General features: G+C 65.0%; 21 protein-coding genes and 1 pseudogene. 14 read left to right on the forward strand and 8 right to left on the reverse strand.

Annotation, left to right across the window (positions count from 1 at the left end; genetic code table 11):
* Nucleotides 1–293 precede the first annotated feature (293 nt).
* From AC1IN8_RS17385 to malZ, 9 genes and pseudogenes are all read left to right on the forward strand, one after another.
* A complete protein-coding gene (locus AC1IN8_RS17385) occupies nucleotides 294–680 on the forward strand; it encodes a TraR/DksA family transcriptional regulator (RefSeq protein WP_005328486.1) in 387 nt (128 codons plus the stop codon).
* Between the two features lie 187 nt (nucleotides 681–867).
* On the forward strand, nucleotides 868–1,725 hold the full coding sequence (locus AC1IN8_RS17390; RefSeq protein WP_479759858.1) for a hypothetical protein: 858 nt from the start codon (nucleotides 868–870) through the stop codon (nucleotides 1,723–1,725).
* A gap of 177 nt (nucleotides 1,726–1,902) precedes the next feature.
* The gene (locus AC1IN8_RS17395) at nucleotides 1,903–2,373 is read left to right on the forward strand and encodes an Mpo1 family 2-hydroxy fatty acid dioxygenase (RefSeq protein ID WP_342058868.1); all 471 of its coding nucleotides are present in this window, start codon (nucleotides 1,903–1,905) and stop codon (nucleotides 2,371–2,373) included.
* Nucleotides 2,370–2,849, forward strand: a pseudogene (locus AC1IN8_RS17400) (CreA family protein). The gene AC1IN8_RS17395 and the pseudogene AC1IN8_RS17400 overlap by 4 nt, the downstream one beginning before the upstream one ends.
* 77 nt (nucleotides 2,850–2,926) lie before the next feature.
* Nucleotides 2,927–3,916, forward strand: a complete 990-nt coding sequence (locus tag AC1IN8_RS17405) for a 2-hydroxyacid dehydrogenase (RefSeq protein ID WP_139438043.1) — start codon at nucleotides 2,927–2,929, stop codon at nucleotides 3,914–3,916.
* Nucleotides 3,917–4,195: 279 nt separating this feature from the next.
* A complete protein-coding gene (gene yegD / locus AC1IN8_RS17410) occupies nucleotides 4,196–5,557 on the forward strand; it encodes a molecular chaperone (RefSeq protein WP_182787209.1) in 1,362 nt (453 codons plus the stop codon).
* A 539-nt stretch (nucleotides 5,558–6,096) separates the two neighbouring features.
* On the forward strand, nucleotides 6,097–6,516 hold the full coding sequence (locus AC1IN8_RS17415) for an META domain-containing protein (RefSeq protein WP_025328730.1): 420 nt from the start codon (nucleotides 6,097–6,099) through the stop codon (nucleotides 6,514–6,516).
* Nucleotides 6,517–6,585: 69 nt separating this feature from the next.
* Nucleotides 6,586–7,434, forward strand: a complete 849-nt coding sequence (locus AC1IN8_RS17420) for an HDOD domain-containing protein (RefSeq protein ID WP_041204403.1) — start codon at nucleotides 6,586–6,588, stop codon at nucleotides 7,432–7,434.
* A gap of 31 nt (nucleotides 7,435–7,465) precedes the next feature.
* Nucleotides 7,466–9,295, forward strand: coding sequence for a maltodextrin glucosidase (malZ, locus tag AC1IN8_RS17425; RefSeq protein WP_479759860.1), 1,830 nt, complete (start codon nucleotides 7,466–7,468; stop codon nucleotides 9,293–9,295).
* Nucleotides 9,296–9,359: 64 nt separating this feature from the next.
* On the opposite strand, the gene AC1IN8_RS17430 is transcribed toward malZ, so the two are convergent.
* A complete protein-coding gene (locus tag AC1IN8_RS17430; protein ID WP_205642902.1) occupies nucleotides 9,360–9,893 on the reverse strand; it encodes an ATP--cob(I)alamin adenosyltransferase in 534 nt (177 codons plus the stop codon).
* A gap of 85 nt (nucleotides 9,894–9,978) precedes the next feature.
* On the reverse strand, nucleotides 9,979–11,106 hold the full coding sequence (locus AC1IN8_RS17435) for a DUF5610 domain-containing protein (protein WP_479759919.1): 1,128 nt from the start codon (nucleotides 11,104–11,106) through the stop codon (nucleotides 9,979–9,981).
* 168 nt (nucleotides 11,107–11,274) lie between these two features.
* Between AC1IN8_RS17435 and trmA the strand changes: the two genes are divergently transcribed.
* The 4 genes from trmA to AC1IN8_RS17455 all read left to right on the forward strand — a co-directional run bounded on the left by trmA (nucleotide 11,275) and on the right by AC1IN8_RS17455 (nucleotide 15,111).
* Nucleotides 11,275–12,381: a tRNA (uridine(54)-C5)-methyltransferase TrmA gene (trmA, locus tag AC1IN8_RS17440; RefSeq protein WP_479759862.1), complete on the forward strand. Its 1,107-nt coding sequence runs from the start codon at nucleotides 11,275–11,277 to the stop codon at nucleotides 12,379–12,381.
* 343 nt (nucleotides 12,382–12,724) lie between these two features.
* Entirely contained in the window at nucleotides 12,725–13,432 is a 708-nt protein-coding gene (gene rstA / locus AC1IN8_RS17445; RefSeq protein WP_479759921.1) for a two-component system response regulator RstA, read from the forward strand.
* Nucleotides 13,433–13,551: 119 nt separating this feature from the next.
* Nucleotides 13,552–14,877 carry a two-component system sensor histidine kinase RstB gene (rstB, locus tag AC1IN8_RS17450; RefSeq protein WP_479759864.1) on the forward strand — a complete coding sequence of 442 codons (1,326 nt, stop codon included), beginning with the start codon at nucleotides 13,552–13,554 and terminating at the stop codon, nucleotides 14,875–14,877.
* A 54-nt stretch (nucleotides 14,878–14,931) separates the two neighbouring features.
* Nucleotides 14,932–15,111: a hypothetical protein gene (locus AC1IN8_RS17455; protein ID WP_042649209.1), complete on the forward strand. Its 180-nt coding sequence runs from the start codon at nucleotides 14,932–14,934 to the stop codon at nucleotides 15,109–15,111.
* Between the two features lie 66 nt (nucleotides 15,112–15,177).
* Here the strand turns inward: AC1IN8_RS17455 and AC1IN8_RS17460 are convergent, their stop codons facing one another.
* From AC1IN8_RS17460 to rpmE, 3 genes are all read right to left on the reverse strand, one after another.
* Nucleotides 15,178–16,434, reverse strand: coding sequence for a malic enzyme-like NAD(P)-binding protein (locus AC1IN8_RS17460; RefSeq protein ID WP_319913895.1), 1,257 nt, complete (start codon nucleotides 16,432–16,434; stop codon nucleotides 15,178–15,180).
* A gap of 178 nt (nucleotides 16,435–16,612) precedes the next feature.
* Complete coding sequence (locus tag AC1IN8_RS17465; protein ID WP_479759866.1) at nucleotides 16,613–18,046, reverse strand: DUF2867 domain-containing protein; 1,434 nt, start codon at nucleotides 18,044–18,046, stop codon at nucleotides 16,613–16,615.
* A gap of 122 nt (nucleotides 18,047–18,168) precedes the next feature.
* Nucleotides 18,169–18,384: a 50S ribosomal protein L31 gene (gene rpmE / locus AC1IN8_RS17470; RefSeq protein WP_016352348.1), complete on the reverse strand. Its 216-nt coding sequence runs from the start codon at nucleotides 18,382–18,384 to the stop codon at nucleotides 18,169–18,171.
* 148 nt (nucleotides 18,385–18,532) lie between these two features.
* Here rpmE and priA point away from each other — a divergent pair, with 148 nt between their 5' ends.
* Entirely contained in the window at nucleotides 18,533–20,740 is a 2,208-nt protein-coding gene (gene priA / locus AC1IN8_RS17475) for a primosomal protein N' (RefSeq protein WP_479759869.1), read from the forward strand.
* 220 nt (nucleotides 20,741–20,960) lie between these two features.
* Here priA and ompA read toward each other — a convergent pair whose 3' ends face one another.
* The 3 genes from ompA to ilvD all read right to left on the reverse strand — a co-directional run bounded on the left by ompA (nucleotide 20,961) and on the right by ilvD (nucleotide 25,701).
* On the reverse strand, nucleotides 20,961–22,088 hold the full coding sequence (gene ompA / locus AC1IN8_RS17480) for a porin OmpA (protein WP_139438070.1): 1,128 nt from the start codon (nucleotides 22,086–22,088) through the stop codon (nucleotides 20,961–20,963).
* Between the two features lie 235 nt (nucleotides 22,089–22,323).
* Nucleotides 22,324–23,856: a threonine ammonia-lyase, biosynthetic gene (gene ilvA, locus AC1IN8_RS17485; protein ID WP_202047679.1), complete on the reverse strand. Its 1,533-nt coding sequence runs from the start codon at nucleotides 23,854–23,856 to the stop codon at nucleotides 22,324–22,326.
* A gap of 3 nt (nucleotides 23,857–23,859) precedes the next feature.
* Nucleotides 23,860–25,701: a dihydroxy-acid dehydratase gene (gene ilvD, locus AC1IN8_RS17490; protein ID WP_479759872.1), complete on the reverse strand. Its 1,842-nt coding sequence runs from the start codon at nucleotides 25,699–25,701 to the stop codon at nucleotides 23,860–23,862.
* Nucleotides 25,702–25,815 lie beyond the last annotated feature (114 nt).

The following is a 25,815-nucleotide window of genomic DNA, read 5'->3' on the forward strand; positions in this document are numbered from 1 at the left end:
CCAAATACTAAACACCCTGTGTCACGATCAGCCTACTGCAAGCTCGATGCCAAGGCTGGACAGAAGCTGCTCGATACTCAGTCAGCCCCTGTCGGAGCGGGCCCATTTCTTTGCAAGGGCGCACAATCCTTATCCAATTCTCTTTGCATACCTGCATTTTTTTGGTACAAGGCCCGCCCTGATTTGCACTCTCCTGCATGGATTTGGTGCAAATCGGACTACAGGGGCTTGGTCTGCGGGCCGACAGCCCCCATAAATGGGAAAAATTGGGAAACTGACTGGTAGCAAACCCTATGTGTGATTTCATGACTGAAGACCAACTGGCCTTTTACAAGGGTCAGATCGAGCGACAAATCCTCGAGCTCGAAGAGCGTCTCAACTCCCAAGCCAGCCAGGCCATCGCCACCGATACCAACGAGATGGCCGATGAAATTGATCGTGCCAGCATCGAGGAGGCCCGCCGTCTGGAGCTGAACCGCATCGAGCACGACAAGCTGCATCTGCGCAAGCTGAAAGGGGCGTTGAAACGCATCAATGAAGGAGACTTTGGCTACTGCGAATCCTGCGGTGACGAGATCTCCCTCAAGCGGCTGCAGGCTCGTCCTGAGTCCCGCTTCTGCGTCGAGTGCCAGAGCACCAAGGAATTCAACGACACCCACGTGTTCCGCCGCGTCGCCTGATGCGCCGGTGAACCGTCACCCCCTTGTCGCACCGGGCCGCAGGCAAGGCAGTGCGCAGGCACCGGCGTCCGTATAGACAGACGAGCATGCCGGGCTGCACATGAACCTTGTTTGCGGCTTCACAGCAAGAGCGTGACAACTTCTGTTAGACTCCGGGCAAGTCCCGGACTCTACAGGAGATCAGAGCGTGAAATGGCTCATCAAGCTGTGTTTGTGCCTGCCGCTGCTGGCACAGGCGCAGACTCTCACCGTCAAGGTCCCCAGCCGACCGATCAATGACCTCGACAGCGAATACCAGCTCAAGCTGCTGGAGCTGGCACTCGACCGTGCCGGGCAGCCCTACAAGCTGGAGCGGGTCGACCTCAATCTCAATCAGTTCACCCTGCAGCAGGAGCTGCGCAAGGGCAAAACCATCAATGTGTTCTGGATGGGTACCTCCAGCGCCCTCGAATCCGCCCTGATCCCCGTCCCCATTCCGCTGTTCCGCGGTCTGGAAGGGCTGCGGCTGTCGTTCATTCACGGCGATGCCCAGGAGAAGTTCAACCAGGTCAACACCCTGGCGGATCTCAAGCAGCTGAAGGCGGCCCAGGGGGTCGGCTGGGCCGACAACAAGATCCTGGAGCAGGCGGGCATAGCGACCTACGCGGGGCGCTACAGCAACCTGTTCCGTCTCATCAACGACGGCGACAAGCTCGACTTCTTCCCCCGTGGTCTGGTGGAGATCTTCGCGGAACGCCGTGAGCTGGCGGCCCAGTACCCCAATCTCGCCATAGAGCAGCACCTGCTGATCCGCTACCCCTTCGCCGAGTTCTTCTTCGTCAGCCCAGAGTCTCCCAAGCTGGCCAAGGCGATCCAGATCGGACTGGAGCGGGCCTATGCCGACGGCAGCTTCATGAAGTTCTTCCACGAGAATCCCAGGGTGCGCGAGGCCCTGGCCAGCGCGAACCTGGAGCAGCGAGTCACCATCTCCCTGCCCAACCCGGACATGACCCCCTTGCTCAGGAGCATTCCAGCCCAATATTGGGATTATCCCCCCAGGCAGTAATGCCGGGATTCCGGAACCCTATTTGCTGGGACTATCCCCCCAGACAAGGGCAATAACGCCGGGATTCCGGGGCCCTATTTGTTGGGACTATCCCCCACAGGCAGGGGCAGTAGTCCCTGACCGCAGGCTCGCAGGGAATAAGCGGGCCGGTTTCAACCGCAGCACCAGGGAGGTGCCATGAAACGACTCGACGACTGGTTCAGCGACTACGGCCAGAGCCACCAGCACCCGGTCAATGTGGCCATCCACAAGGTGGCGGTGCCCGGCATCTACCTCTGTACCCTGGCCCTGCTGTGGTGCCTGCCGGCAGGCCCGCTGCCGCCGTCCCTCAACTGGGCGGCGCTGGTTGCCATTCCGGTGCTGGCCTTCTACCTGCAGCTGTCGTTTGCCCTGTTCGTGGGAATGGCGATCCTGACCGCGCTGGGACTGGCCTTCTGCCACAGCTGGCAAGGCCCCTTGCTGTGGCCGGCCCTGTGCGGCTTCGCACTGCTCTGGGTAGCCCAGTTCGCCGGCCACCGGATAGAGGGGAAGCGCCCCTCCTTCCTCGCCGACCTGCAATTTCTGCTGGTAGGCCCCGCCTGGGTGCTGGCCAGTCTCTATCGTCGCTTGGGCATCCCCTACCGAGGGAAGCCAAAGGAGAAACCATGACACACCATTCCCCCCTCACCCGCGCCCTGCCTCTGCTGCTGGGCATGCTGTTTGCCGGTCCGGCGCTGGCCGACAAGGCCGACCCCGTCGGCGAGGTGAGCACCGCCTTCAAGCTGGTCGGCCCCAATCACAAGATCCTGGTGGAGGCGTTCGACGACCCGAAAATCGCCGGCGTCGCCTGCTACCTGGCACGCCCCAAGACAGGGGGCGTCAAGGGTGGGCTGGGGCTGGCGGAAGATCCCTCCCACGCCTCACTGTCGTGCCACCAGATAGGCCCCATCACCCTGCCCGCCAAGCTCAAAGCCGGGGAATAGGTGTTCGACGTCAGCACCTCGCTAGTGTTCAAGGAGCAGAAGGTGGTGCGTTTTTACGACGAGAAGCGCAATGCCCTTGTCTATCTGACTTACAGCACCAAGTTGGTGGATGGTTCGTACAAGAGTGCAGTGAGCGCCGTTCCCATCATGCCGTGGGGCTGAATCCCCACCATTTATCCCGTGATGACGGTCACTATTTGTTGTAATTTAACCACATCATTATCTGCGGAGAGCGCCCCATGAGAGTCGCCGTTTTCAGTACCAAGAGCTACGACAAGGAACACTTCAATCAGGCCAACAGCCAGTACGGCTTCGAGCTGGAGTTCTTCGACGTGCGGCTGGAGGCCAAGACAGCCCGCCTCGCCCATCACTTCCCCGTGGTCTGCCTGTTCGTCAACGATGACGCCGACCGGGAGGTGCTGACCGAGCTGGCCGCCAATGGCACCAGGGTCATCGCCCTGCGCTGCGCCGGTTACAACAACGTGGATCTGGTGGCCGCCAAGGAGCTGGGTCTGAAAGTGGTGCGGGTGCCCGCCTACTCCCCCGAGGCGGTCGCCGAGCACGCGGTGGGCCTGATGATGACCCTCAACCGCCGCATCCATAAGGCCTACCAGCGCACCCGCGACGCCAACTTCTCCCTGGAGGGGCTGGTCGGCTTCAACATGCACGGCCGCACCGCCGGCATCATAGGCACCGGCAAGATCGGCATCGCCACCCTGCGCATCCTCAAGGGCTTCGGCATGCGCCTGCTGGTGAGCGACCCCTACCCGAACCAGGCGGCCATCGATCTGGGGGCCGAGTACGTGGACATCGACACCCTGCTGCGCCAGTCCGACGTCATCAGCCTGCACTGCCCCCTGTTCAAGGAGAACTACCACCTGCTGAACAAGGAGGCCTTCGCCAAGATGAAGGACGGGGTGATGATCATCAACACCAGCCGGGGCGGCCTGCTCGACTCCAACGCCGCCATCGAGGCCCTCAAGACCTCCCGCATCGGCGCCCTGGGGCTGGACGTCTACGAGGAGGAGGAAGATCTCTTCTTCGAGGACAAGTCCAACGAGGTGATCACCGACGATGTCTTCCGCCGCCTCTCAGCCTGCCACAACGTGCTGTTCACCGGTCACCAGGCCTTCCTGACCCGGGAGGCGCTGCACGCCATCGCCGACACCACCCTCGGCAACATCCAGGCCATCGAGAGCCAGGGCCGCAGCGACAACGAGGTGGAGTGACCCCCCCCTGCAGCGAGGAAAACAGAGGGAGTCACCCCCTCTGTCTCCTGTACCGACAGGCGCCCCGATCGTCCTGTTGCCCCCCGCGAGCGCAATAACCATGGCGCCGGGTTGTGAGACTCGGCGCCTTCGGGTAGGCTACCAGCCCTTTTTTGTACAGGAGTCTGGCAAGCATGTTCATCGGATTTGCTCACTGTACCTCCGACTGTGCGTCGGGTTGTAAGACCCGGCACCTTCGGGTAGGCCAGTCCTCCTTTCTTACTCTGGAGTCTGGCACCCATGTTTATCGGATTTGATTACGGTACCTCCAACTGTGCCGTCGCCGTGATGGAACAGGGCAGCCCCAGGCTGCTGACCCTCTCCGGTTCCCACTACCTCCCCTCCACCCTGCACGCCCCGCACCGGGACGCCATCGCTGGTCTGCTGGCCGAACGGCTGGCCAGCACCCAGCAGGCGGAGTACCTCAAGCTGCGGGGCCCCGTGGTGACCCGGGCCCAGGCGGTGCGTCGCCAGATGCGCGAAGAGGGGCTCATCGACGAGCTCAGCTTCGGCGGCGCGGCGCTGGAGCGCTACCTGGAGGAGCCGGATGACGGTTACTACATCAAGTCGCCGAAATCCTTCCTCGGGGCCTACGGCCTCAAGGCGCCCCAGATAGCCCTGTTCGAGGACATCGTCTGCGCCATGATGCTGCACGTCCGCCACGAGGCGGAGCAGCAGACCGGCGCCCCCGTGCGCCAGGCGGTGATCGGTCGTCCGGTCAACTTCCAGGGGCTGGCCGGGGAGGAGAGCAACCGCCAGGCCATCGCCATCCTGGGTGAGGCGGCCCGCCTCGCCGGCTTCGAGCGGGTGGAGTTTCTCTACGAGCCGGTGGCCGCCGGCTTCGAGTTCGAGGCGCGCCTCACCGAGGATGCCGTGGTGCTGGTGGTGGACATAGGCGGCGGCACCACGGACTGCTCCATGCTGCGCATGGGCCCCAGCCACCGCGACCGGCTCGATCGCAGCGGCGATCTGCTCGGCCACAGCGGCCAGCGCATCGGCGGCAACGACTTCGACATCCGCCTGACGGTGGAGGGCATGATGCCGCTGCTCGGCATGCACGAGACCCTCAAGACCGGCAAGCCGCTGCCCCACCCGCTGTTCTGGGACGCGGCCGCCATCAACGACGTCAGCGCCCAGAGCCGCTTCTACAGCCTGGACACCGCCCGCCAGCTGCAGGATCTGCAGCTCGACAGCCAGCCCGGCAGCAAGCTCTCACGGCTCGCCAGCCTGCGGGCCCACAAGCTGAGCCACCAGCTGGTGTGGCGCGCCGAGCAGGGCAAGATCGCCCTCTCCGACCACGAGCTCAATCACCAGACCCTGAACGAGCTGGAGAAGGGGCTGGAGGCGGAACTCACCCGCCCTCAGCTGGCCAGTGCCTCGGCCCCCCTGCTGGAGAAGATCGGCGAGCTGATGGACGAGGCGATCGCCGCCGCCGGCGTGGCGCCGGACCGGATCTTCGTCACCGGTGGCAGCGCCCGCTCCCCCCTCATCAAGGCCTTCATTCGCCAGAAGCTGCCCGCAGTGCCTCTGGAGGGAGGGGATGACTTCGGTTCCGTGGCCTCGGGTCTCGCCCGTTACGCCGAGCGGCTGTTCGCCGGCTGATCCCCGACACGCCAAAGGCTGCCCACAGCATCCCCTCTGGAAGGAGGGGGTGACTTCGGTTCCGTCGTCTCGGGGCTCGCCCGTCATGCCGAGCGGCTGTTCGCCGGCTGATCCCCGACACGCCAAAGGCTGCCCACAGCATCCCCTCTGGAAGGAGGGGATGACTTCGGTTCCGTGGCCTCGGGTCTCGCCCGTCATGCCGAGCGGCTGTTTGCCGGCTGAGCCCCGACACGCCAAAGGCTGCCAACAGCATCCCCTCTGGAAGGAGGGGGTGACTTCGGCTCCGTCATCTCGGGCTCGCCCGCTATGCCGAGCGGTTGTTTGCCGATGCATAAGCCGGTTCACCGATAGACGTGCAAAAGGGGTCAGATGATGACCCCTTTTGCGTGCAATCCGACTCGCCTGGGGCGGGTGTTGCCATTTGCCGACACCCCCTCTTCCCCCGGGGCGACAGAAGCGGTCGGGCACCTCCCCCCTCGCCCTGCCGCCCAGGCCCGGGGACGGGTATGCTTGTCATACCCACCACCGGAGCCCCTTCAATGCCCAGATTTCTGCTACTGCTGCTCGCCCTGCTCCTGCTCAGTGCCTGCAGCAGTACTCCCCGCTTCGCCTCGCAAGATCTGCAGCACCACCACTGGGTGCTCGACAAGCTGGATGGCCAGGCCATCCCCAGCAGCCGCGTCAATCCCCCCGACATCGAGATAGGGGAGCACTTCACCGTCAACGGCATCGCCGGGTGCAACCGCTACTTCGGCCAGGGCCATCTCGAGGATGACAGGCTCTGGGTCACCAGCCTCGGCAGCACGGCCATGGCCTGCCCGCCCAGGCTCGATCAGATCGAACAGGCGGTGCTCGCCACCCTGATGGAGGGCGCGACCCTGAGCGGCACGCCACAGACCCTGATCCTGACCGGAAAACGGCACCGTTTGGAATACAGACTGCGAGACTGGGTGTACTAGGGCTCACAAAACCACTCGCCGACAGGAACAACTGGCCCAGCTGTGGCACAATATGAGGCACTGTTCGCAATGGAGGCTGCCTCAGCCATGTCGATGGATCGCCTGTTTGGCAAGATCAAACAACTGCCCACAATCCCGCAGCTGCTGCACGAGCTGATGCAGAGTTTCAACGATGAGAATGCCCGCATCGACGAGATCGCGGCCAAGATCGCCATGGACCAGGTGATCAGCGTCAAGGTGCTGCGGATGGCCAACTCCGCCGCCCTGCGCCGGGGCAACGAGGTGACCTCCATCGAGCAGGCGGTGATCCGCCTCGGCTTCAACCGCTTGCGCTCCGTGGTGGTCGCCTCCGGCATCATCAGCAGCTTCAAGGCCCCCCCGGGCTTTGACAAGCACCGCTTCTGGACCCAGACCTTCCAGGTCGCCACCATAGCCCGCACCCTGGCCCAACAGACCAGGGCGGTGGATCCGGAGAGCGCCTTCACCTGCGCCCTCATTCACAACATCGGCGAGCTGCTGATCCAGAGCACCCTGCCGGAGGAGGCCGGGCTCATCAACCTGGCCATCGAGAAGGGGAGCAGCCGGGTCGAGGCCCAGCGGGAGATGCTGGGGTACGACTATGCCCAGCTCGGCGCCGAGCTGGCGAAGCGCTGGAACCTGTCGGCCTCCTTCGTCGATGCCATCGCCCAGCAGCTGGATCCCCTCTCCCACGATCCCGTCAGCAAGGAGGCGGTGCTGATCCGGCTCTCCGTCTTCGTCTCCTTCGCCTGGCACGCCGGGGTACCGGCCCAGACCATCATAGCGCGCTTCCCCAAGCCGCTGGCCGACCAGCTCGGGCTGGATCCCGCCACCCTGGCGGATCAGCTGGAGCAACTCCACGAGCAGGGCAATGCCCTCGCCGACCTCCTGACCCAGTAGCCTCTGGCCACCCTCTGATGCAGTAGATACCATGACCCATCCCTTCCTGTTTCATCCCCAGGTGGCACCCTGGTTCAAAGAGAGTGCCGATACCCTGTTGCTCACCCTGTTCAGCGAGCTGGACGCCCCCATCCGCGAGGTGTGGCTGCGTCACGAGCCGGACAACGAGGAGTACCTGGTAGCCATGCGCCCGGTCTCGACCCGGGACAGGCTGCAGGTCTGGCAGGTCGAGCTGCCGCTGGCCAGGGGGCAGGAGATCCACCTCTACTGCTTCAAGTGCCTCACCGACCAGGAGCAGTGGTGGCTGCACGGGGCGGGCGTCAGCGCCGCCATGCCGCCGCGGGAGCAGCATTTCCGCTTCAACAGCCGCCACCAGCCGCCGGCCTGGGTACAGGATCAGGTGTTCTACCAGATCTTCCCCGACCGCTTCTGCAACGGCGATCCCTCGCTGAGCGTCAGGCATCACGAGTACGAGTACCGCGGCAAGGCGGTCATCAGCAAGGCCTGGGGGGAACCGGTCAGTCGCCACGAGGAGGGGCACGGCGCCTGCGAGTTCTACGGCGGGGATCTGGCGGGGATAGACGCCAAGCTGCACTACCTGCAATCCTTGGGCGTAACGGCACTCTACCTCAACCCCATCTTCGATTCGCCGAGCAACCACAAGTACGACACCCAGGACTACTTCAAGGTGGATGCCCACCTCGGCACCAATGCCCAGTTTGCCGAGCTGACCCGCAACCTGCACCAGCGCGGCATGAAGATCATCCTGGACGCCGTGGTCAACCACACCTCCACCGACCACCCCTGGTTCTGCCCGCCGCTGGGGGCCCAGAGCAATCCGGACTCCCCCTGGCGCAGCTTCTACACCTTCGATCAGGAGGGGGATTATGTCAGCTGGAAGGGCATTCGCAGCCTGCCCAAGCTGGACTTCTCCAGCGAGCAGGTGCAAGACGCCGTGTATCGGGCAGACAACGCCATTCTGCGCTACTGGATGCGGGCCCCCTACCAGATCGATGGCTGGCGCTTCGACGTCATCCACATGCTGGGGGAGCGGGGCTCGGCCATGGGCAACAGCGGCCATGTGCGCGCCATTCGCGGTGCGGTGAAGCAGGAGAACCCTGACGCCTACGTGCTGGGCGAGCACTTCTTCGAGGCGAGTCAGTGGCTGCAGGGGGATCAGGAGGACGGCGCCATGAACTACTACGGCTTCGCCCACCCCATACGCGCCTTCCTGGCGGGACAGGACATCGCCTATCACCCCATCCGGATCAGCGCCGAGGAGCTGGACAGGTGGCTCAAGCTGGCTCGGGCCCATATCCCCTTCAAGAACCAGCTGGCCCAGTTCAACCTGCTGGACAGCCACGACACCGCCCGCTTCCTGCACCTGCTGGGGGAGGACAAGCAGCGGATGCGGCTCGCCGCCACCCTGCTCATCACCTATATCGGCGTGCCCTCCATCTACTACGGCGACGAGGTGGGGCTCTCCGGCGGCAACGATCCGGACTGCCGTCGCTGCTTCCCCTGGGACACCACAGACTGGGATCATGTGCTGCACGATCACTACCGCCGCCTGATCCAGCTGCGCCGCCAGCGTCCGGCCCTGCGCCGGGGTGACATCCAGACCCTCTACGCCGGCCCTCACAGCTATGTGTTTGCCCGCACCCTGCAAAGCGATCAGGTAGTGGTGGCCTGCAACCGCCACCCCACGGAGCCCCGCACCATCAGCCTGCCCCTGTGGCAGACCGCCAGCCCCGCCAGCCGCTTCACCGACGCATTCAACGGCGACAAGTTCGAGGTGGTGCAGGGGGAGGTGCAGCTCACCATACCGGCCAACTCGGCCAGGGTACTGCTGTCGAGCTGACAACAAAAACCGGAGCCCAAGGCTCCGGTTTTTCTTCATGTTGCTTCGGCAAACCCCGGCAACCTCAGTAGTTGATGCTGACGTAGGGGACTTCGGTCACCTCCCAGGCCTGCTTGAGGTAGACGGTCAGCACGAAGAAGAAGTTGGCCAGCAGGTTGGCGAAGCGATAGAGGATGGGGTCGAAGCGCACGCCGCTCTCTTCGAGGCGCACCAGCAGGCGCACCACCTTCTTGCTGCCGCAGCGGCACAGGTGCAGGGTGGGAATGGGCTGGGGCCCCTGGGGCAGTACGAAACCGGTCACCCGACCGCGGCTCGCCTCGTTGTAGTGATCGTAACGCCCCTTCAGCCAGTCCAGATCCTCCTCGAAGATCCCGAGCCTGCCACGCACCGAGCCGTTGAGGTTGTAGATGAGTCGCTGCAGCGCCGCGAGATCCGCCAGCACGGGGCGGGTATCCTCATCCGGCACCAGATGGGAGAGCACGGCCCCCACCTGGCAGCAGAGCTCGTCGGTGGCGATCTCGTAGTCGCACTGGAACTGGGTCTCGAAGATGAAGGGGTAGCAGAGCTCGCGCTTGTCTCTTGGCTTCTTGGGGTTCATGGCATCGTCTGGCTGGAGAAAAAGGCAGTGTGCCAGCCCGGGCCCGGGCTGGCAAACGCCGCATCAGAGAGGTGACGAACCGGGATCAGGTGGTCGCCATCTGCTGGCCGAGCAGCCTCATGGCCTCCAGCATCCGCTGGTTGAAGCCCATGAAACCGGCCCCCTCGCTCTGGCCTCGCGCCGCCAGCACCGCAGGGGTCAAGGCCTGCTGCTGGGCAGGGGGCAACAGGGCATCGGCCTGCTGCTGCAGCTGGCTCAGCTTCGGCAGGTAGTCCGCCAGGGGCTTGAGCCCCTCCTGCAGCGAATGGGCCCCCTGATAGGTCTGGCTCAAGCGGGCCGACTGCTTGAGCTTGAGGGAATAGGCGGCCAGCTGGCTGTCGTCCAGTTGCAGGCCGTCCAGCCTGTCGGCCAGGGTCTTGCCCTCCCCGCTGCCAAAGAACTGGCCAGCCAGCTCGTCCAGCCCCTTGACCAGCTTGCCGATGGCCTCCATCTCGCCACTGTCGAGATCCCCCTCCAGGGAGAAGTCGAAGCTCTGGCTCGACTTGAGGCTGAACTGGCTGCCGCTCCCGTCGTTACGGGACTTGAACTGCCAGCTGTCGCTGAACCTCAGCATCACCTTGTCCCCGTCCCGGGTCTCGATCTCGAGGAAGGCCTGCTGCCGGCTGGCCATCTTGGCCGCCCCGAGATCCGTGGTCGAGACCTCGCCGAAGAACTCTTGTTCGAAGGACTCCAGCCCCTCCTGGATCAGCTTGTAGCTCTGATCCATGCCGGTCTTGATGTCCTCGTTGTCCGCCCAGTCCCCGAGCTGCTTTCTGGCGTCGCCGAAGCCCATCTCCACGCCCTTGCGGGCCTGCTCCATCATCTTGGCCAGATCCTCATCCGACTTGCCGTCGGCACGGGCCGCCCCCAGCCGTCCGGTGACAAACTGCAGCACGTTGTCCGCCACCGTCTCGTAATCGAACAGGGTCTCCGGGGTGATCGCCTCTGGCGGATCCAGCTTGAACTCCTGACTCTTGGGGGCCTGATAGTGCTGGCCGTTGATCTCCAGCGCGAATTGCAGCGCCTGCTGGATCAGCACCTGGGCCCACTTCGGGGGCTTGTTCAGGGAGACCTCATCCCCCTTGTCCGCCGTTTTCGACTCTGCCTGTTGAGGCGATTTGGGAGCAATGCCCACTCCCTTGGGTTGGGCTGCGCCCATGCCATCGATCTGCATCATCACTCTCCCGCCATACTGGTGGATCGGTTATCGGCCCGACTGACCACTTCTTGACCACAAAAAACTTGGACAATCCGCGACGGCCTTTTAAAATCCCCACCCTTTGGTTGGCTGCGGCCTTCCCCGGTTTCTGCCCGGCCCTGCCGGTGTGCATCTGAGGTATCTATGACCCAATCCCAGCGGACCCCCGCCGACTACCAGGCCCAGCTCGACGAGAAGCGCGATCGCCTCACCCAGCTGTTCGCCGACTTCAATCCGCCCGCGCTTGAGGTCCATGCCTCCCCCGCCGAGCACTACCGGATGCGCGCCGAGTTCCGCATCTGGCACGAGGGGGATGACCTCTTCCACTGCATGTATGCCCAGGCTACCAAGGAGATCATCCGGGTCGACAGTTTCCCCATCGCCAGCCTGCTCATCAACCGGCTGATGCCGGTGCTGCTGGCAGGGCTGCGCCCGCACCCTGTGCTGCGCCGCAAGCTGTTCCAGATAGACTATCTCTCCACCCAATCCGGCCAGCTCTGCGTCAGCCTGCTCTACCACCGCAAGCTGGAGGCGGAGTGGCAGCAGGCCGCAGCGGCACTGCAAGCCGATCTGCGGGCCCAGGGGTTCGATCTGCAACTGATTGGCCGCGCCCACAAGCAGAAGATCTGCCTGGGGGAGGAGTTCGTCATCGAGCGGCTCAAGGTGCAGGGGCGCGAGCTGGTCTACAAGCAGGTGGAGAACAGCTTCACCCAGCCCAACGCCGCCATCAACGAGCAGATGCTGGGCTGGGCGCTGGATGTGACCCGCGGCAGCGAGGGTGACCTGCTGGAGCTCTACTGCGGCAACGGCAACTTCTCCATCGCCCTGGCCCAGAACTTCCGCAAGGTGCTGGCCACCGAGATCGCCAAGCCGAGCGTGGATTCCGCCCAGTACAACATCGCCGCCAACGGCGTCGACAACCTGATCATCCTGCGCATGTCGGCGGAGGAGTTCACCATGGCGATGCGCGGCGAGCGGGAGTTCAACCGCCTCAAGGGGGTCGATCTCGGCGCCTACCAGTGCAACACCATCTTCGTCGACCCGCCCCGTGCCGGTCTGGACGACGCCACAGTCCGGCTGGTGCAGGAGTACGACAATATCCTCTACATCTCCTGCAACCCCGAGACCCTGCAGGCCAACATGGCGGTCCTCGGCGAGACCCACGAGCTGGCCCGCTTCGCCCTGTTCGACCAGTTCCCCTGGACCCACCATATGGAGGCCGGGGTCTATCTCAAGCGCAAAGTGAGCTGATGCCGCCGGGGAGACCGTTTCGCCCTGTCCGAGCCACTTCACCCTGGACCCACCATATGGAGGCCGGGGTCTATCTCAAGCGCAAAGCGAGCTGATGCCGCCGGGGAGACCGCTTCGCCCTGTCCGAGCCACTTCCCCCTGGACCCACCATATGGAAGCCGGGGTCTATCTGCGCCGCAAGGCAGGCTGATGCCGCAGGGGAGACACCGATACCCGCTCGACAGGCAGAATCACAACAGGGCCCGCGGGCCCTGTTTTGATTAGTTATCCCGGTGCAGAGCGCTGGCGCAGCCGTTATGCTGGCGACACACGCATTCGCGCCATCGCCGGGGGCCACGCCATCATGCCACGCGTTCTGTTTGTTGAAGATGATCCCGACATAGGCCAGCTCATCAGCAGCTGGCTAGGCCGCCACGACATCGAAGTGCTGCTGGAGACCCGGGGGGATCTGGCGCTCGCCAGGGTGGAGGCCGAACAGCCCGATCTGGTGCTGCTCGACATCATGCTGCCCGGGCAGGACGGCCTCTCCCTGTGCCGGGATCTGCGCCCGCGCTTTGCCGGCCCCATCGTCATGCTCACCTCGCTGGACAGCGACATGAACCAGATCCTCAGCCTGGAGCTGGGTGCCAACGACTACATCCTCAAGACCACGCCGCCCCCGGTGCTGCTGGCCCGGCTGCGGGTCCAGTTCCGCCAGCAGGGGCAGGCGTCGCAACCGGCCGCTCCCAGCGCGCCCCCCCAGCGCCTGCAATTCGGCCGCCTGCGGATCGACGGCCCGGGGCGGGACGTGCGTCTCGACGGCAACAGCGTCCCCCTCTCCACCGCCGATTTCGACCTCCTGTGGGAGCTGGCCTGCCACGCCGGCCAGATCCTGGGGCGGGAGGCGCTGTTTCGCAGCCTGCGGGGCCGCGACTACGACGGCCAGGACCGTAGCATGGACGTGGCCATCTCCCGCCTGCGCCGCCGGCTGGGGGATGACAGCAACAACCCGACCCGGATCAAGACGGTGCGCCAGAAGGGTTATCTGCTGGTGCCCCAGGCCTGGGAATAAGCAATTACCGAATGACCTTGATGCTCTCCGCTCCCTTCTCCCCTTGCGGGAGAAGGGTTGGGGATGAGGGGACAACAAAACAACGCCAAGACGCAATCCAGGTTAAGAGGAGAGCCTCCATGCGACGCCTGTTTATCCAGTTCTACCTGCTGCTGATCGGCTGCTTCGGCCTCGCCATCCTGCTCATCGGCCAGGTCTATCAGGTCAGTGCCGAGCGGGCGGGGGACCGCTATCTGGAGCACATGATGCAGGGCTCCCTGGGGCTGCTCACCGGCGAGCTGGCCCGGCTGCCCCCCGCGCGCTGGCCCGCCCGCATGGGGGAGCAGAGCCACCAGCTCAACCTGCCGCTGCAACTCGGCGCCCTCGCCAACCAGCCCCTGGCCAGGGAGGATCAGGCCTTCCTCGAGGCGGGCAACATCGTCATCGTCGAGGAGGATGACACCTTCCTGCAGCGCATCCCGGGCACCGATCAGGTGCTGATCGTCGGCCCTGTCCCCTATCTCTCCTACCTGCACGAGCTGCACTGGGTCGACGTGGGCCTGCTGCTGCTCATCGGCCTCTCCCTCGGCCTGCCCATCCTGCTCTGGCTGCGCCCCCACTGGCACGGCCTGCAACGGCTGGAGCAGACAGCCCGCCGGGTCGGTGACGGGGATCTCTCCTGCCGCACCGGCCTGCCCCCCGGCAGCAGCCTGGGCCGGGTCGGTCGCACCTTCGATCAGATGGCCGAGCAGTTGCAGACCATGCTGGCCAGCCGCAAGCAGCTGACCGACGCCATCGCCCACGAGCTGCGCACCCCGCTGGTGCGGCTGCGCTACCGGCTCGCCATGCTGGCCGAGCCTCCCACCACCGAGGAGCAGCAGGGGCTGGAGCGGGATCTCGGCGCCCTGGACGCCCTCATCGAGGAGATGCTCACCTACGCCAGGCTGGATCGCCCAGAGCTGCCGCTGCAATGCAGCGATCTGGAGCTGGGTCGCTGGGCCGGGGAGCGGCTCCCGGACTGGCAGGCGCTGCGCCCGGACAGGCGGCTCGCCCTCCAGCTGCCCGCCCATCCCCTGCCCTGGCGCGGCGACATCCGCCTGCTGGACAGGGCGCTGGAGAATCTCATCGGCAACGCCCTGCGCCACGCCACCAGCCGGGTGAGCCTCGCCATGAGTCGGCAGCAGGATCACTACCTGCTGGAGGTGGCCGACGACGGCCCCGGCATAGATCCGGCGCTGGCGCCCCAGATCTTCGAGCCCTTCGTGCGGCTGGATCAGAGCCGGGACAGGCGCACCGGCGGCACCGGCTTGGGTCTCGCCATAGTGCGCAGCATAGCGCGCCACCACGGTGGCGAGGTGCAGCTGCTGCCCGCCGAGACGGGAGCCCGCTTCTGCCTCAGGCTGCCCGTACATTTGGATACAAACCGTCACCAGTCCCTCACTGAAGTACAGGCCCTGCAGTCCTAGGATGACGTCATGGAGAGCCGCTCCATGTCATCAAACCGAACGAGGAACTGGAATATGAAAAAGCTGATCCCCCTGAGCCTGGCTGCTGTCTTCGCCCTGACCTCCGGCTTCACCATGGCTGCCACCCCGACCAAGGCTGCCGCGCCCCACGCGACCCAGACCAAGGTGGTGAAAAAGCATCACAAGGCGACCCATGCCGCACCGGCCGTGAAAGTGGCCCCCAAGACCAAGTAACAGGCGCACAAGCTCCCAATGAAAAGGGGCCCCATCATGGGGCCCCTTTTGTCGTGCTCAGGCGGATCAATCTTGCATGTAATCTGCCGGCAGCGCGATGCGTGCCACGCCGGAGGCCACCGCCGCCAGCGCCACGGCGCGGGCCACGCGGGGCAGCAGACGGGCATCCATCGGCTTGGGAATGACGTACTCCTTGCCGAAGGTGAGCGCACTCACCCCGGCGGCGGTCAGCACCTCGGCCGGGACCGGCTCCTTGACCAGGCCGCGAATGGCCTCCACCGCCGCGACCTTCATGGCATCGTTGATGCGGCTGGCGCGCGCGTCCAGGGCACCGCGGAAGATGAAGGGGAAGCAGATGACGTTGTTGATCTGGTTCGGGTAGTCGGAGCGACCCGTGCCCATGATGAGATCGCTGCGCACCGAGTGCGCCAGGGCAGGCTTGATCTCGGGATCCGGGTTGGAGCAGGCGAAGATCACCGGATTGGGTGCCATCAGGGCCACCGCCTCGGCAGGCAGCACGTCCGGGCCGGAGACGCCGACGAACACATCCGCCCCGTCGATCACCTCCATCAGGGTGCGCAGGGGGGTGTCGTTGGCGAAGCGCTGCTTGTACTGGTTGAGATCGGTGCGACCGCTGTGGATCACCCCCTGACGGTCCAGCATGAAGATATTCTGTGGCGCGGCGCCGCACTTGATCAGCAGGTCCATGCAGGCGGTGGCGGCAGCACCGGCGCCCATGCAGACGATGCGGCTCTGTTCGATGCGCTTGCCCTGCACTTCCAGCGCGTTGAGCAGGCCGGCGGCGGTGACGATGGCGGTGCCGTGCTGATCATCGTGGAACACCGGGATGTCGCAGCGCTCGATCAGCGCCTGCTCTATCTCGAAGCACTCGGGAGCCTTGATGTCTTCCAGGTTGATGCCACCGAAGGTGTCGGCGATGGCGGCGACCGTATCGATGAACTGCTGGCTGGTCTCGTGCTTCACCTCGATGTCGATGGCATCGATGCCGGCAAAGCGCTTGAACAGCAGGGCCTTGCCCTCCATCACCGGCTTGGAGGCCAGCGGCCCCAGATTGCCCAGCCCCAGGATGGCGGTGCCGTTGGAGATGACGGCCACCAGGTTGCCCTTGCCGGTGTAACGGTAGGCATCGGCCGGATTGGCGGCGATCTCGCGCACCGGCTCGGCGACACCCGGACTGTAGGCCAGGGCCAGATCCCGGGCGGTCTCTGCGGGTTTGGTGAGGGCGATGGCTATCTTGCCGGGAATGGGCTGGGCGTGGTAATCGAGCGCTTGTTGACGAAGATCGTGACGCAGATCGGACATGGGGGACCCCGATACGGAAGTGAGTGAGTGGTGCATTGGCTCGCCTGTGGCGAGGGCTCGGGATCATAAAGAAAACCACCGGGCTTTCACAGCAGAAAATATCGCCAAATCCCACTGATAGCCGACTCAGCAGCATCTCCCGCCACGCAAAGATACCCATTTAGTTATAGATCCGCTTTCAGTCCATCACGGGAATACCGGCCCTCGCCTCCGCCTGGCGGGCGATGGCCTCCGTCATCCCCTGGAAGATGAAGAGGTGGAAGGGCAACATGGCGAGCCAGTAGGCCAGCCCCCAGGCTCCCTGGGGGTGCCAGTGGGCGGTCACCCGCAGCCGGGTCAGGCCGGACTCCTGGGGCTGGATGTTGAACTCCAGCCGCCCGACGCCGGGGGCCTTCATGTTGAACAGCAGATCCAGCCTGCGCCCCTCGTCCACCCCGAGGATCTGCCAGGAGTCCAGCATGTCCCCCTTCACGAAGCGATCCGGATTGGTGCGGCCCCGGGTGAGCGCCGGGCCCCCGATCAGGTGATCCATCCATTCGCGCACCACCCACAGCTCGTTCATGTAGAAGTAGCGCTGCTCGCCCCCCAGCTGCTGCAGCACCTGCCACACCACCTCGGGGGAGGCGAGGCACTCGGCCTCCCCGCTGGCGGTGCGGTCGTAGAAGCCGTACTCGGGATGGCGCCAGCGCAGGCCGAGCGGCGTCTCCTCCCCCTGCTGCTCGGCGCCGAGTTTCTGCTCCAGCGCCAGGCTCTCCGTCAGCGCCTCGTCGAAGCTGAGCAGGTGCTGGGGCAGCAGGGCCCGCAAGGGGCCATCGTCGGCCGGGATGTCGTGCTTGAGGCCGCCCACCAGCGCCTTGGCGATGGGTTGGGGCACAGAGGTGGCAAACTGCAGCCACCAGGCGGAGAGCCGGGGGCTCAGGAAGGGGATGGGAATGATGGGGCAACGCTTGCCGATGTGGGCGGCAAACTTCTGCAACTGCTGCTGGTAGCTGAGCAGCTCGGGGCCCACCGCGTTGAAGATGCGACCATCCACCCCTTGCGCCTCCACCAGGCCGCCCAGATAGTGCAGCAGGTTGGAGAGGGCTATGGGGGGCGTGCGGGAGCGCACCCACTTGGGCGTCACCATCATGGGCAGGTTGAACACCAGATCCCGCATCACCTCGAAGGCGGCCGAGCCCGGCCCTATGATGATGCCGGCCCGCAGCTCCACCGTGGGCACGCCCGCGTCCCGAAACAGCTCGCCGCAGTGACGACGGGAGTTGAGATGGCGACTGTTGCAGGGGATCGGCTGTATGGCCCCGAGATAGATGATGCGGCGCACCCCGGCGGCGCGGGCGGCGGCGGCGAAGTTCTTCACCCCCTGCTGCTCCAGCCGGTGAAAACCGGCGCCTGCCCCCATGGCATGCACCAGATAGAAGACGGTATCCACCCCGGCCAGGGCCGGCAGCAGGGTGATGGGCTTGAGGCTGTCGGCGAGACGGAACTCCACTCCCTCCGGCAGGCGGCAGGGACGGCGCGCACCGGCGATCACCCTGTAACCCAGCCCCTGCAGATGAGGCACCAGGTAGGAACCTATGTAACCCGCCGCACCCATCACCAGACAGTTTCGCATTCCGACACTCCTCATCCCCCATGGACTCGCACCACCATAGGGCAAAGCGCCGCATTACAGAACGTCCACAAGCAAAAAAGGCGCCCGATGGGCGCCTTTTTCAGAATTCTTCAGAAGCAAGATTACTTCTTGGTGGTCATCGCACCGAAACGCTTGTTGAACTTGTCTACGCGGCCGCCGCTAGAAACTTCTTTCTGCTTGCCGGTATAGAACGGGTGGCACTCGGAGCACACGTCCAGGTTCAGATCTTTACCCAGGGTAGAGAAAGTGTTGATGACGTTACCGCAAGAGCACTTGGCGGTGATGGCTACGTAGTCAGGATGGATACCAGCTTTCATGGACAACCTCAATTGATAGGCCGTGTCGCCATCCGATCTCTTGTCGGACACCACACGATTGTTGAACACAGTTTCAAAGGCTGCGAATAATATAGGAAATGCCTGAGTTCAGGCAAGTGGCTTCGCAGAAAAAATAGGCAACCTTTTGGTGGATTCATCGCAAACGCTTGATCTGGTTCGTGTCGCTGTCCCGGTGCCCTTGCGCCGTCACTTCGACTATCTTTCTCCCCTGCCTTTACCTGCCCCCGGCTGCCGGGTCGAGATCCCGTTCGGCCCCCAGACCCTGGTCGGTCTGGTGGTGGATCACCCGACCGAGAGTCAGGTGCCCCGCGCCAAATTGAAGCCCTTGAAGCGGGTACTCGACACGGCCCCTGTGCTCGGGCCCGACATACTGGCGCTGATGGCCTGGAGCGCCAGCTACTACCAGCACCCGCTGGGGGAGGTGCTGCCTCACGCCCTGCCGGTGCTGGTGCGCAAGGGGGAGCCCGCCGCCTATCGGGAGCTGGAGTTCTGGTTTGCCACCGAGGCAGGCATGGCGCTCGATCTCAACGAGCTCAAGCGGGCGGCCAAGCAGCAACAGGCCCTCGCCCTGCTGCGCAAGGGGCCGCAGACGCCGTCAGCGCTCAAGCAGGAGGAGATCCAGAGTGCGGCCCTCACCGCGCTGGAGAAGAAAGGACTGCTGGAGAAGCGCAGCCTGGAGCCGAGCCACGACGGCGACTGGGCCACCCATTTTGACGCGGGGGAAGGGCTGCGCCTCAACGGCGAGCAGGCCCTGGCGGTGGCCGCCGTCACCAGCCAGAGCGACAGGTTCGGCGCCTTCCTGCTGGACGGTATCACGGGCTCCGGCAAGACCGAGGTTTACCTGAGCATCCTCGAGCCGTTGCTCAAGGCGGGCAAGCAGGCGTTGGTGATGGTGCCGGAGATCGGTCTCACCCCCCAGACCATCAACCGCTTCCGCCGTCGCTTCAAGGTGCCCGTGGTGGCGATGAACTCCGCCATGAACGACAGGGAGCGGCTCGATGCCTGGCTCGCCTGCCGCGACGGTGGCGCCGCCATCCTGATCGGCACCCGCTCCGCCGTGTTCACCCCGTTCAAGAACCTCGGCATCATCATCATCGACGAGGAGCACGACGGTTCCTTCAAGCAGCAGGACGGTTTTCGCTACCACGCCCGGGATCTCGCGGTGATGCGGGCCCATCGTGCCGGCATCCCCATACTGCTCGGCTCCGCCACCCCGTCGCTGGAGACGTTGCACAACGCCCGCAGCGGCAAGTATCACCACCTCAGCCTGACGCGGCGTGCCGGCAACGCCCAGACCGCCCGCCAGGTGATCCTGGATATCAAGAGCGTGCGGCTGCAGGCCGGGCTCTCCCCCCAGCTGGAGCAGCTGATGGCGGAGCATCTGTCGGCGGGCAACCAGGTGATGCTGTTTCTCAACCGGCGCGGCTATGCCCCTGCCCTCATCTGCCACCAGTGCGGCTGGAGCGCCGCCTGCGAGCGCTGCGATGCCTGGTACACCTGGCATCAGGCCGGGCGGCGCCTGCACTGCCACCACTGCGACAGCGTGCGCCCCCTGCCCCACCACTGCCCCGAGTGCGGCAGCCCCGAGCTGATCGGCTCGGGGGTCGGCACCGAGCAGCTGGAGCAGCTGCTCACCACTGTGTTCCCTCAATATCCTGTGGTGCGCATCGATCGGGACAACACCCGCCGCAAGGGGGAGCTGGAGACCCACCTCGGCGACATCAAGGCAGGCAAATACAAGATCCTGATCGGCACCCAGATGCTGGCCAAGGGCCACCACTTCCCGGATGTGACCCTGGTCGGCCTGCTGGATGTGGATGGCGCCCTGTTCAGTGCCGATTTTCGCGCCGCCGAGAAGCTGGCCCAGCTCTACACCCAGGTGGCGGGCCGGGCCGGTCGCGCCAGCAAACCAGGGCTGGTGGTGCTGCAGAGCCACCACCCCGAGCATGCCCTGCTGCAGGATCTGACCCAGAACGGTTACGGCCACTTCGCAGACACCGCGCTCAAGGAGCGCCGCCTGCTGGGGCTGCCGCCCTTCAGCTATCAGGGACTGTTCCGGGCCGAGGCCAACGGCCGGGACGAGGTGCTGCTGTTCCTCTCCCGTCTCGCCGATACCCTGCGCAGCGCCCGCTACCCCCAGGTGCAGGTGCTCGGGCCCATCAGCGGCTTCATGGAGCGCAAGGCGGGGAAGTTTCGCATGCAGTTGCTGGTGCAGGGGCCGAACCGGGCGCCGTTGGCCCAGCTGCTGGATTGGGCGGTGAAGGAGCTGGACGGCTGGCCGGAGACCAAGAAGGTGCGCTGGAGCCTGGACATAGACCCCACGGAGTTGAATTAAACCACCACCATCACGCGCCGCCAGTGGCGTTTCCCTTACCGTGTGTCTGACTACGCCGCTTAGCGGCGAAATACGGGCCTGGCGATAGTGCGCACCCGCCATGGCGTGTTTGCTCCCTTCTCCCCTCGTGGGAGAAGGGTTGGGGATGAGGGGGGGGAGCCAGAACGCGACGAGGGGGCCTGGGGCCCCCTCTTCGTTGTCACTGTCTGGCTGCGATGGCTTATTCGGCGACCTGGGAGACCCCGGTCAGGCGCACCTCGACCCGGCGATCCGGGGCCAGACAGGCGATCATCTGCGCCTTGGCGCCGTCCGGGCAGCTGCCCCCCGTCACCGGTGACGACTCGCCCTGCCCCTCGGCCCGCACCTTGTCGGCAAACAGCCCCTTGGCAATCAGGTAGTCGGCCACAGTGCGGGCACGCTGCTCCGAGAGGGCCTGGTTGTAGGCATCGGATCCCAGCCGGTCGGTATGACCGATCACCGTCGCCACCCCGTCTTTCGGGTTGGCCGCCAGGATCTGGGCAAAGAGGTTGTCGAGGGCCTGGCTCGCGGCCGGCTTCAGGGTCGCCTTGTTGAATTCGAACAAGACGTCCGAGTCCAGGCTGAACTGCTTCTCCACCAGCACGGGAGCCGGGGCGGGCGCAGGCTCGGGCGCGGGGGTCGGCGCCACCGGCTCGTCACCGACCTGACCGAAGCGATAGAGCATGCCCACCGACAGCAGGCCGTTGTCCATCTCAATGCCGGATTCATCCAGCGAAGTCTTGCCGAGGGGGGTGGTGTACTGGTATTCGAGGCGCGCGGCCCAATCCCTGTCGATGGCGTATTCGATGCCCAATGCCCCCACAAAGGCGGCGCCGTGATACTTGCCCCCACCCGATGCCGAGAGGTTGCTGGTGCCATCGTTGGCCCAGGCACTGATGGAGCTGTCGGTCCAGGCGTAGGCGCCCCCGAGGCGGCCGTAGATATCCAGGGCCTCGGTCGCCGGGAAGCCGATCTTCATGGTGGCCTGGATCATCTGGGCCTTGGCCTCCCCATCCAGTCCTGCTTCCACCCCGTTGCCGCTGAAGCGCTGATCGACCTGATACTTGCCGAGCCAGTCATAGCCGAGCTCGACGGCCACGTTGCGGTTGACCTGATAGCCGGCGAAGGCCCCCAGGCCGAGGTCGCTGTGATCCTGGCCGGGATCAAAGGCATCGAACAGCTCCTTGACCTGCTCGTCGTAATCCACCCCGTAAAAATTGGACCAGCCGGCCTTGCCGCCGACATACCAGGTGTTGTCCTGGGCGGCAGCCTGCACCGTCCCCGTTGCCATCAGAGCGCCGACGAAGACGGCGAGCATAGATCTGTTCATGGATGAGCCCCTGCAATGAATTGTTATGACGCGACTGCGCCTCTCTTCCCTGACGGGGCCCTGAACCCAAGCCCCGCACTCAGATTATCCCATCTGCAACCAGCCTCAAACGACCAGGGACTCAGGAGTGTGATATTGGCGACATTATCGGTAGATGCGCCCCCTGGCGCGCCCATAAAAAAACGAAGAGCCAGGCTCTTCGTTTGCATCTCGAGGCGGGATGGTCAAGCCGCCGTCACTGACTGCCCTGGCTCGCCAGGAACAGGCGGTAGGCGGGATCCTCACTCACCTCCTTCCAGCCGTAGCCAATCTCGTGCAGGTAGTCGTGGAAGGCGGCCACGTCCTCGTCTGGCAGCTCGAAGGCGCAGAGCACCCGGCCATAGTCGGCGCCGTGGTTGCGGTAGTGGAACAGGCTGATGTTCCAGCGGCAACCCAGGGTCTCGAGGAAGCGCATCAGGGCGCCCGGCTGCTCCGGGAACTTGAAGCTGTAGAGACGCTCACCGAGGGGCCGGGCCGGGCGGCCGCCAATCATGTAGCGCACGTGGTTCTTGGCCAGCTCGCTCTCGGTCATGTTGACCACGGGGTAGCCGTTTTCCTCCAGCTGCTGCTGGATCTGGCCCAGCTCCTCGTCACCCCCGGTGAGGCGCACCGAGACGAACAGGGAGGCCTGGGCCGCATCCGCGTAGCGGTAGTTGAACTCGGTCACCATGCGGGGCCCAAGCTGACGACAGAAGTCGAGGAAGGCCCCCTTGCGCTCGGGTATGGTCACCGCCAGCATGCCCTCGCGCTTCTCGCCGATCTCGCAGCGCTCGGAGACGTAGCGCAGGCTGTGGAAGTTGACGTTGGCGCCGGACAATATGGCCGCCATCCGGCCGCCCTTGACCTGTTCCCGCTCGCTGTAGGCCTTGAGGCCGGCCAGGGACAGGGCGCCCGACGGCTCGGCGATGGCACGGCAATCATCGAAGATGTCTTTCAGCGCCGCGCAGATCTGGTCGTTGGAGACGGTCACCACCTCGTCCAGATACTGGTTGCACAGGCGGAAGGTCTCCTCGCCGATGCGCTTGACCGCCACCCCGTCCGCAAACAGGGAGACCCGCTCCAGGTTGACCGGCTCACCGGCCTCCATGGCAGCCTTGAGGCAGGCGGAGCCCTCGGCCTCCACTCCGATCACCTTGACGTCCGGCAGCAGCTGCTTGATGTAGACAGCCACCCCGGCGGCCAGGCCGCCGCCGCCCACAGGCACGAAGACGTGGGTCAGGTGGGTGTCCTGCTCCAGCAGCTCCTTGCCTATGGTGCCCTGGCCCGCGATCACCTCGACGTCGTCGAACGGCGGTATCAGGGTATAGCCCTCGGTCTCGGCGAGGCGCCGACTCTCCGCATAGGCCTCGTCGAAGCTGTTGCCAAACAGCAGCACGTTGCCACCCAGGCGGCGCACCGCATCGATCTTGATGTCCGGCGTGGTCTTGGGCATCACTATGATGGCCTTGATGCCGAGCTTGGCCGCCGACAGCGCCACCCCCTGGGCATGGTTGCCGGCCGAGGCCGCCACCACGCCGTGGGATTTCTGCTCGGCGCTCAGGGTGGCGATCTTGTGATAGGCACCCCGCAGCTTGAAGGAGTGCACCGGCTGCAGGTCTTCCCGCTTGAGCGCCACCTGGTTGCCGAGTCGCTCGGAGAGTTTTTTCAGGGTCTGCAAGGGTGTCACCCGCGCCGCCTCATAGACGGGGGAGAGCAACACCTTGCGTAGATAATCAGCCGCAGAGACCATGTCTTACTCCTCCAGCTTGCTGAGGTCGCGCACCGCGCCTTTATCTGCGCTGGTTGCGAGCATGGCGTAGGCACGCAGGGCGTAGGAGACCTGACGCTGACGGTTGAGCGGCTTCCAGCCACGGGCCTCGACCGCGGCGCGGCGAGTGGCCAGCACGCTGTCCGCCACCTCCAGCACCATGCTGCGGGCCGGGATGTCGATGTTGATGATGTCCCCATCCTCCACCAGCCCTATGGTGCCGCCGGAGGCCGCCTCGGGGGAGACGTGACCGATGGAGAGGCCAGAGGTGCCGCCGGAGAAGCGACCGTCTGTGATGAGGGCGCAGGCCTTGCCGAGGCCCATGGACTTGAGATAGGTGGTGGGATAGAGCATCTCCTGCATGCCGGGGCCCCCTTTCGGGCCCTCGTAGCGGATCACCACCACCTCGCCTGCCTGCACGGTGCCGTCCAGGATGCCGGCGACCGCCGAGTCCTGGCTCTCGAACACCCGGGCCGGGCCGCGGAAGCAGAGGTTCTCGTCATCCACCCCGGCAGTCTTGACGATGGCACCATCGAGGGCCAGGTTGCCGGAGAGCACCGCCAGTCCCCCTTCCAGGCTGTAGGCGTTGTCCAGGGAGCGGATGCAGCCTTCGGCTCTGTCCAGATCCAGCTCTGGCCAGCGGCAATCCTGGCTGAATGCCTTGGTGGTGCGAATACCGGCCGGACCGGCGCGGTAGAAGTCGTGCACCGCCTTGTCATCGCAGCGGCTGACGTCGTACTGCTCCAGCAGCTCGTGCAAGCTGGTGCCGAGCACGTTGCGGGTATCCCCGTGCACCAGCCCGGCCTTCTCCAGCTGGCCCAGGATGGCGACCACGCCACCGGCGCGGTGCACGTCTTCCATATGGTACTTCTGGGTGGACGGGGCCACCTTGCAGAGCTGGGGCACCTTGCGGGACATGCGGTCGATGTCGGCCATGGTGAAGTCCACCCCGGCCTCCTGGGCCGCCGCCAGCAGGTGCAGCACCGTATTGGTGGAGCCGCCCATGGCGATGTCCAGGGCCATGGCGTTCTCGAACGCCGCCTTGGTGGCGATGTTGCGCGGCAGGGCGCTCTCGTCATCCTGCTGGTAGTAGCGATTGGCCAGAGCGACGATGCGCTGACCCGCCAGCTTGAACAGCTGCTCCCGATCGGCATGGGTCGCCAGCAGGGAGCCGTTGCCCGGCTGGGAGAGACCCAGCGCCTCGGTCAGGCAGTTCATGGAGTTGGCGGTGAACATGCCGGAGCAGGAGCCGCAGGTGGGGCAGGCGCTGCGCTCGATCTGATCGCTCTGGGCGTCGGACACCTTGGGGTCGGCACCCTGGATCATGGCATCCACCAGATCCAGCTTGATGATCTGATCGGAGAGCTTGGTCTTGCCCGCCTCCATGGGGCCGCCGGAGACGAAGATCACCGGTATGTTGATGCGCAGGGCGGCCATCAGCATCCCCGGGGTGATCTTGTCGCAGTTGGAGATGCAGACCATGGCGTCGGCGCAGTGGGCGTTGACCATGTACTCCACCGAGTCGGCGATCAGCTCCCGGGACGGCAGGGAGTAGAGCATGCCGCCATGGCCCATGGCGATACCGTCATCCACGGCGATGGTGTTGAACTCCTTGGCGACGCCGCCGGCGGCCTCGATCTCCCGGGCCACCAGCTGGCCCAGATCCTTGAGGTGGACGTGACCGGGCACGAACTGGGTGAAGGAGTTGACCACGGCGATGATGGGCTTGCCGAAATCCTGATCTGTCATGCCGGTGGCACGCCAGAGGGCGCGGGCCCCGGCCATGTTACGTCCGTGGGTGGTGGTGGCGGATCTCAACTTCGGCATTGTCTCTACTCCCTGAATGCCCCTGGGGCGCATTGTCTTTCAACATGAATGTGTGATTCGCGGATCGGGAATCGATCCTGGTGAAGGCGCCACAGGGAGCCTTCACCGGAAGCG

It is taken from the genome of Aeromonas sp. 130281 (assembly GCF_056642115.1).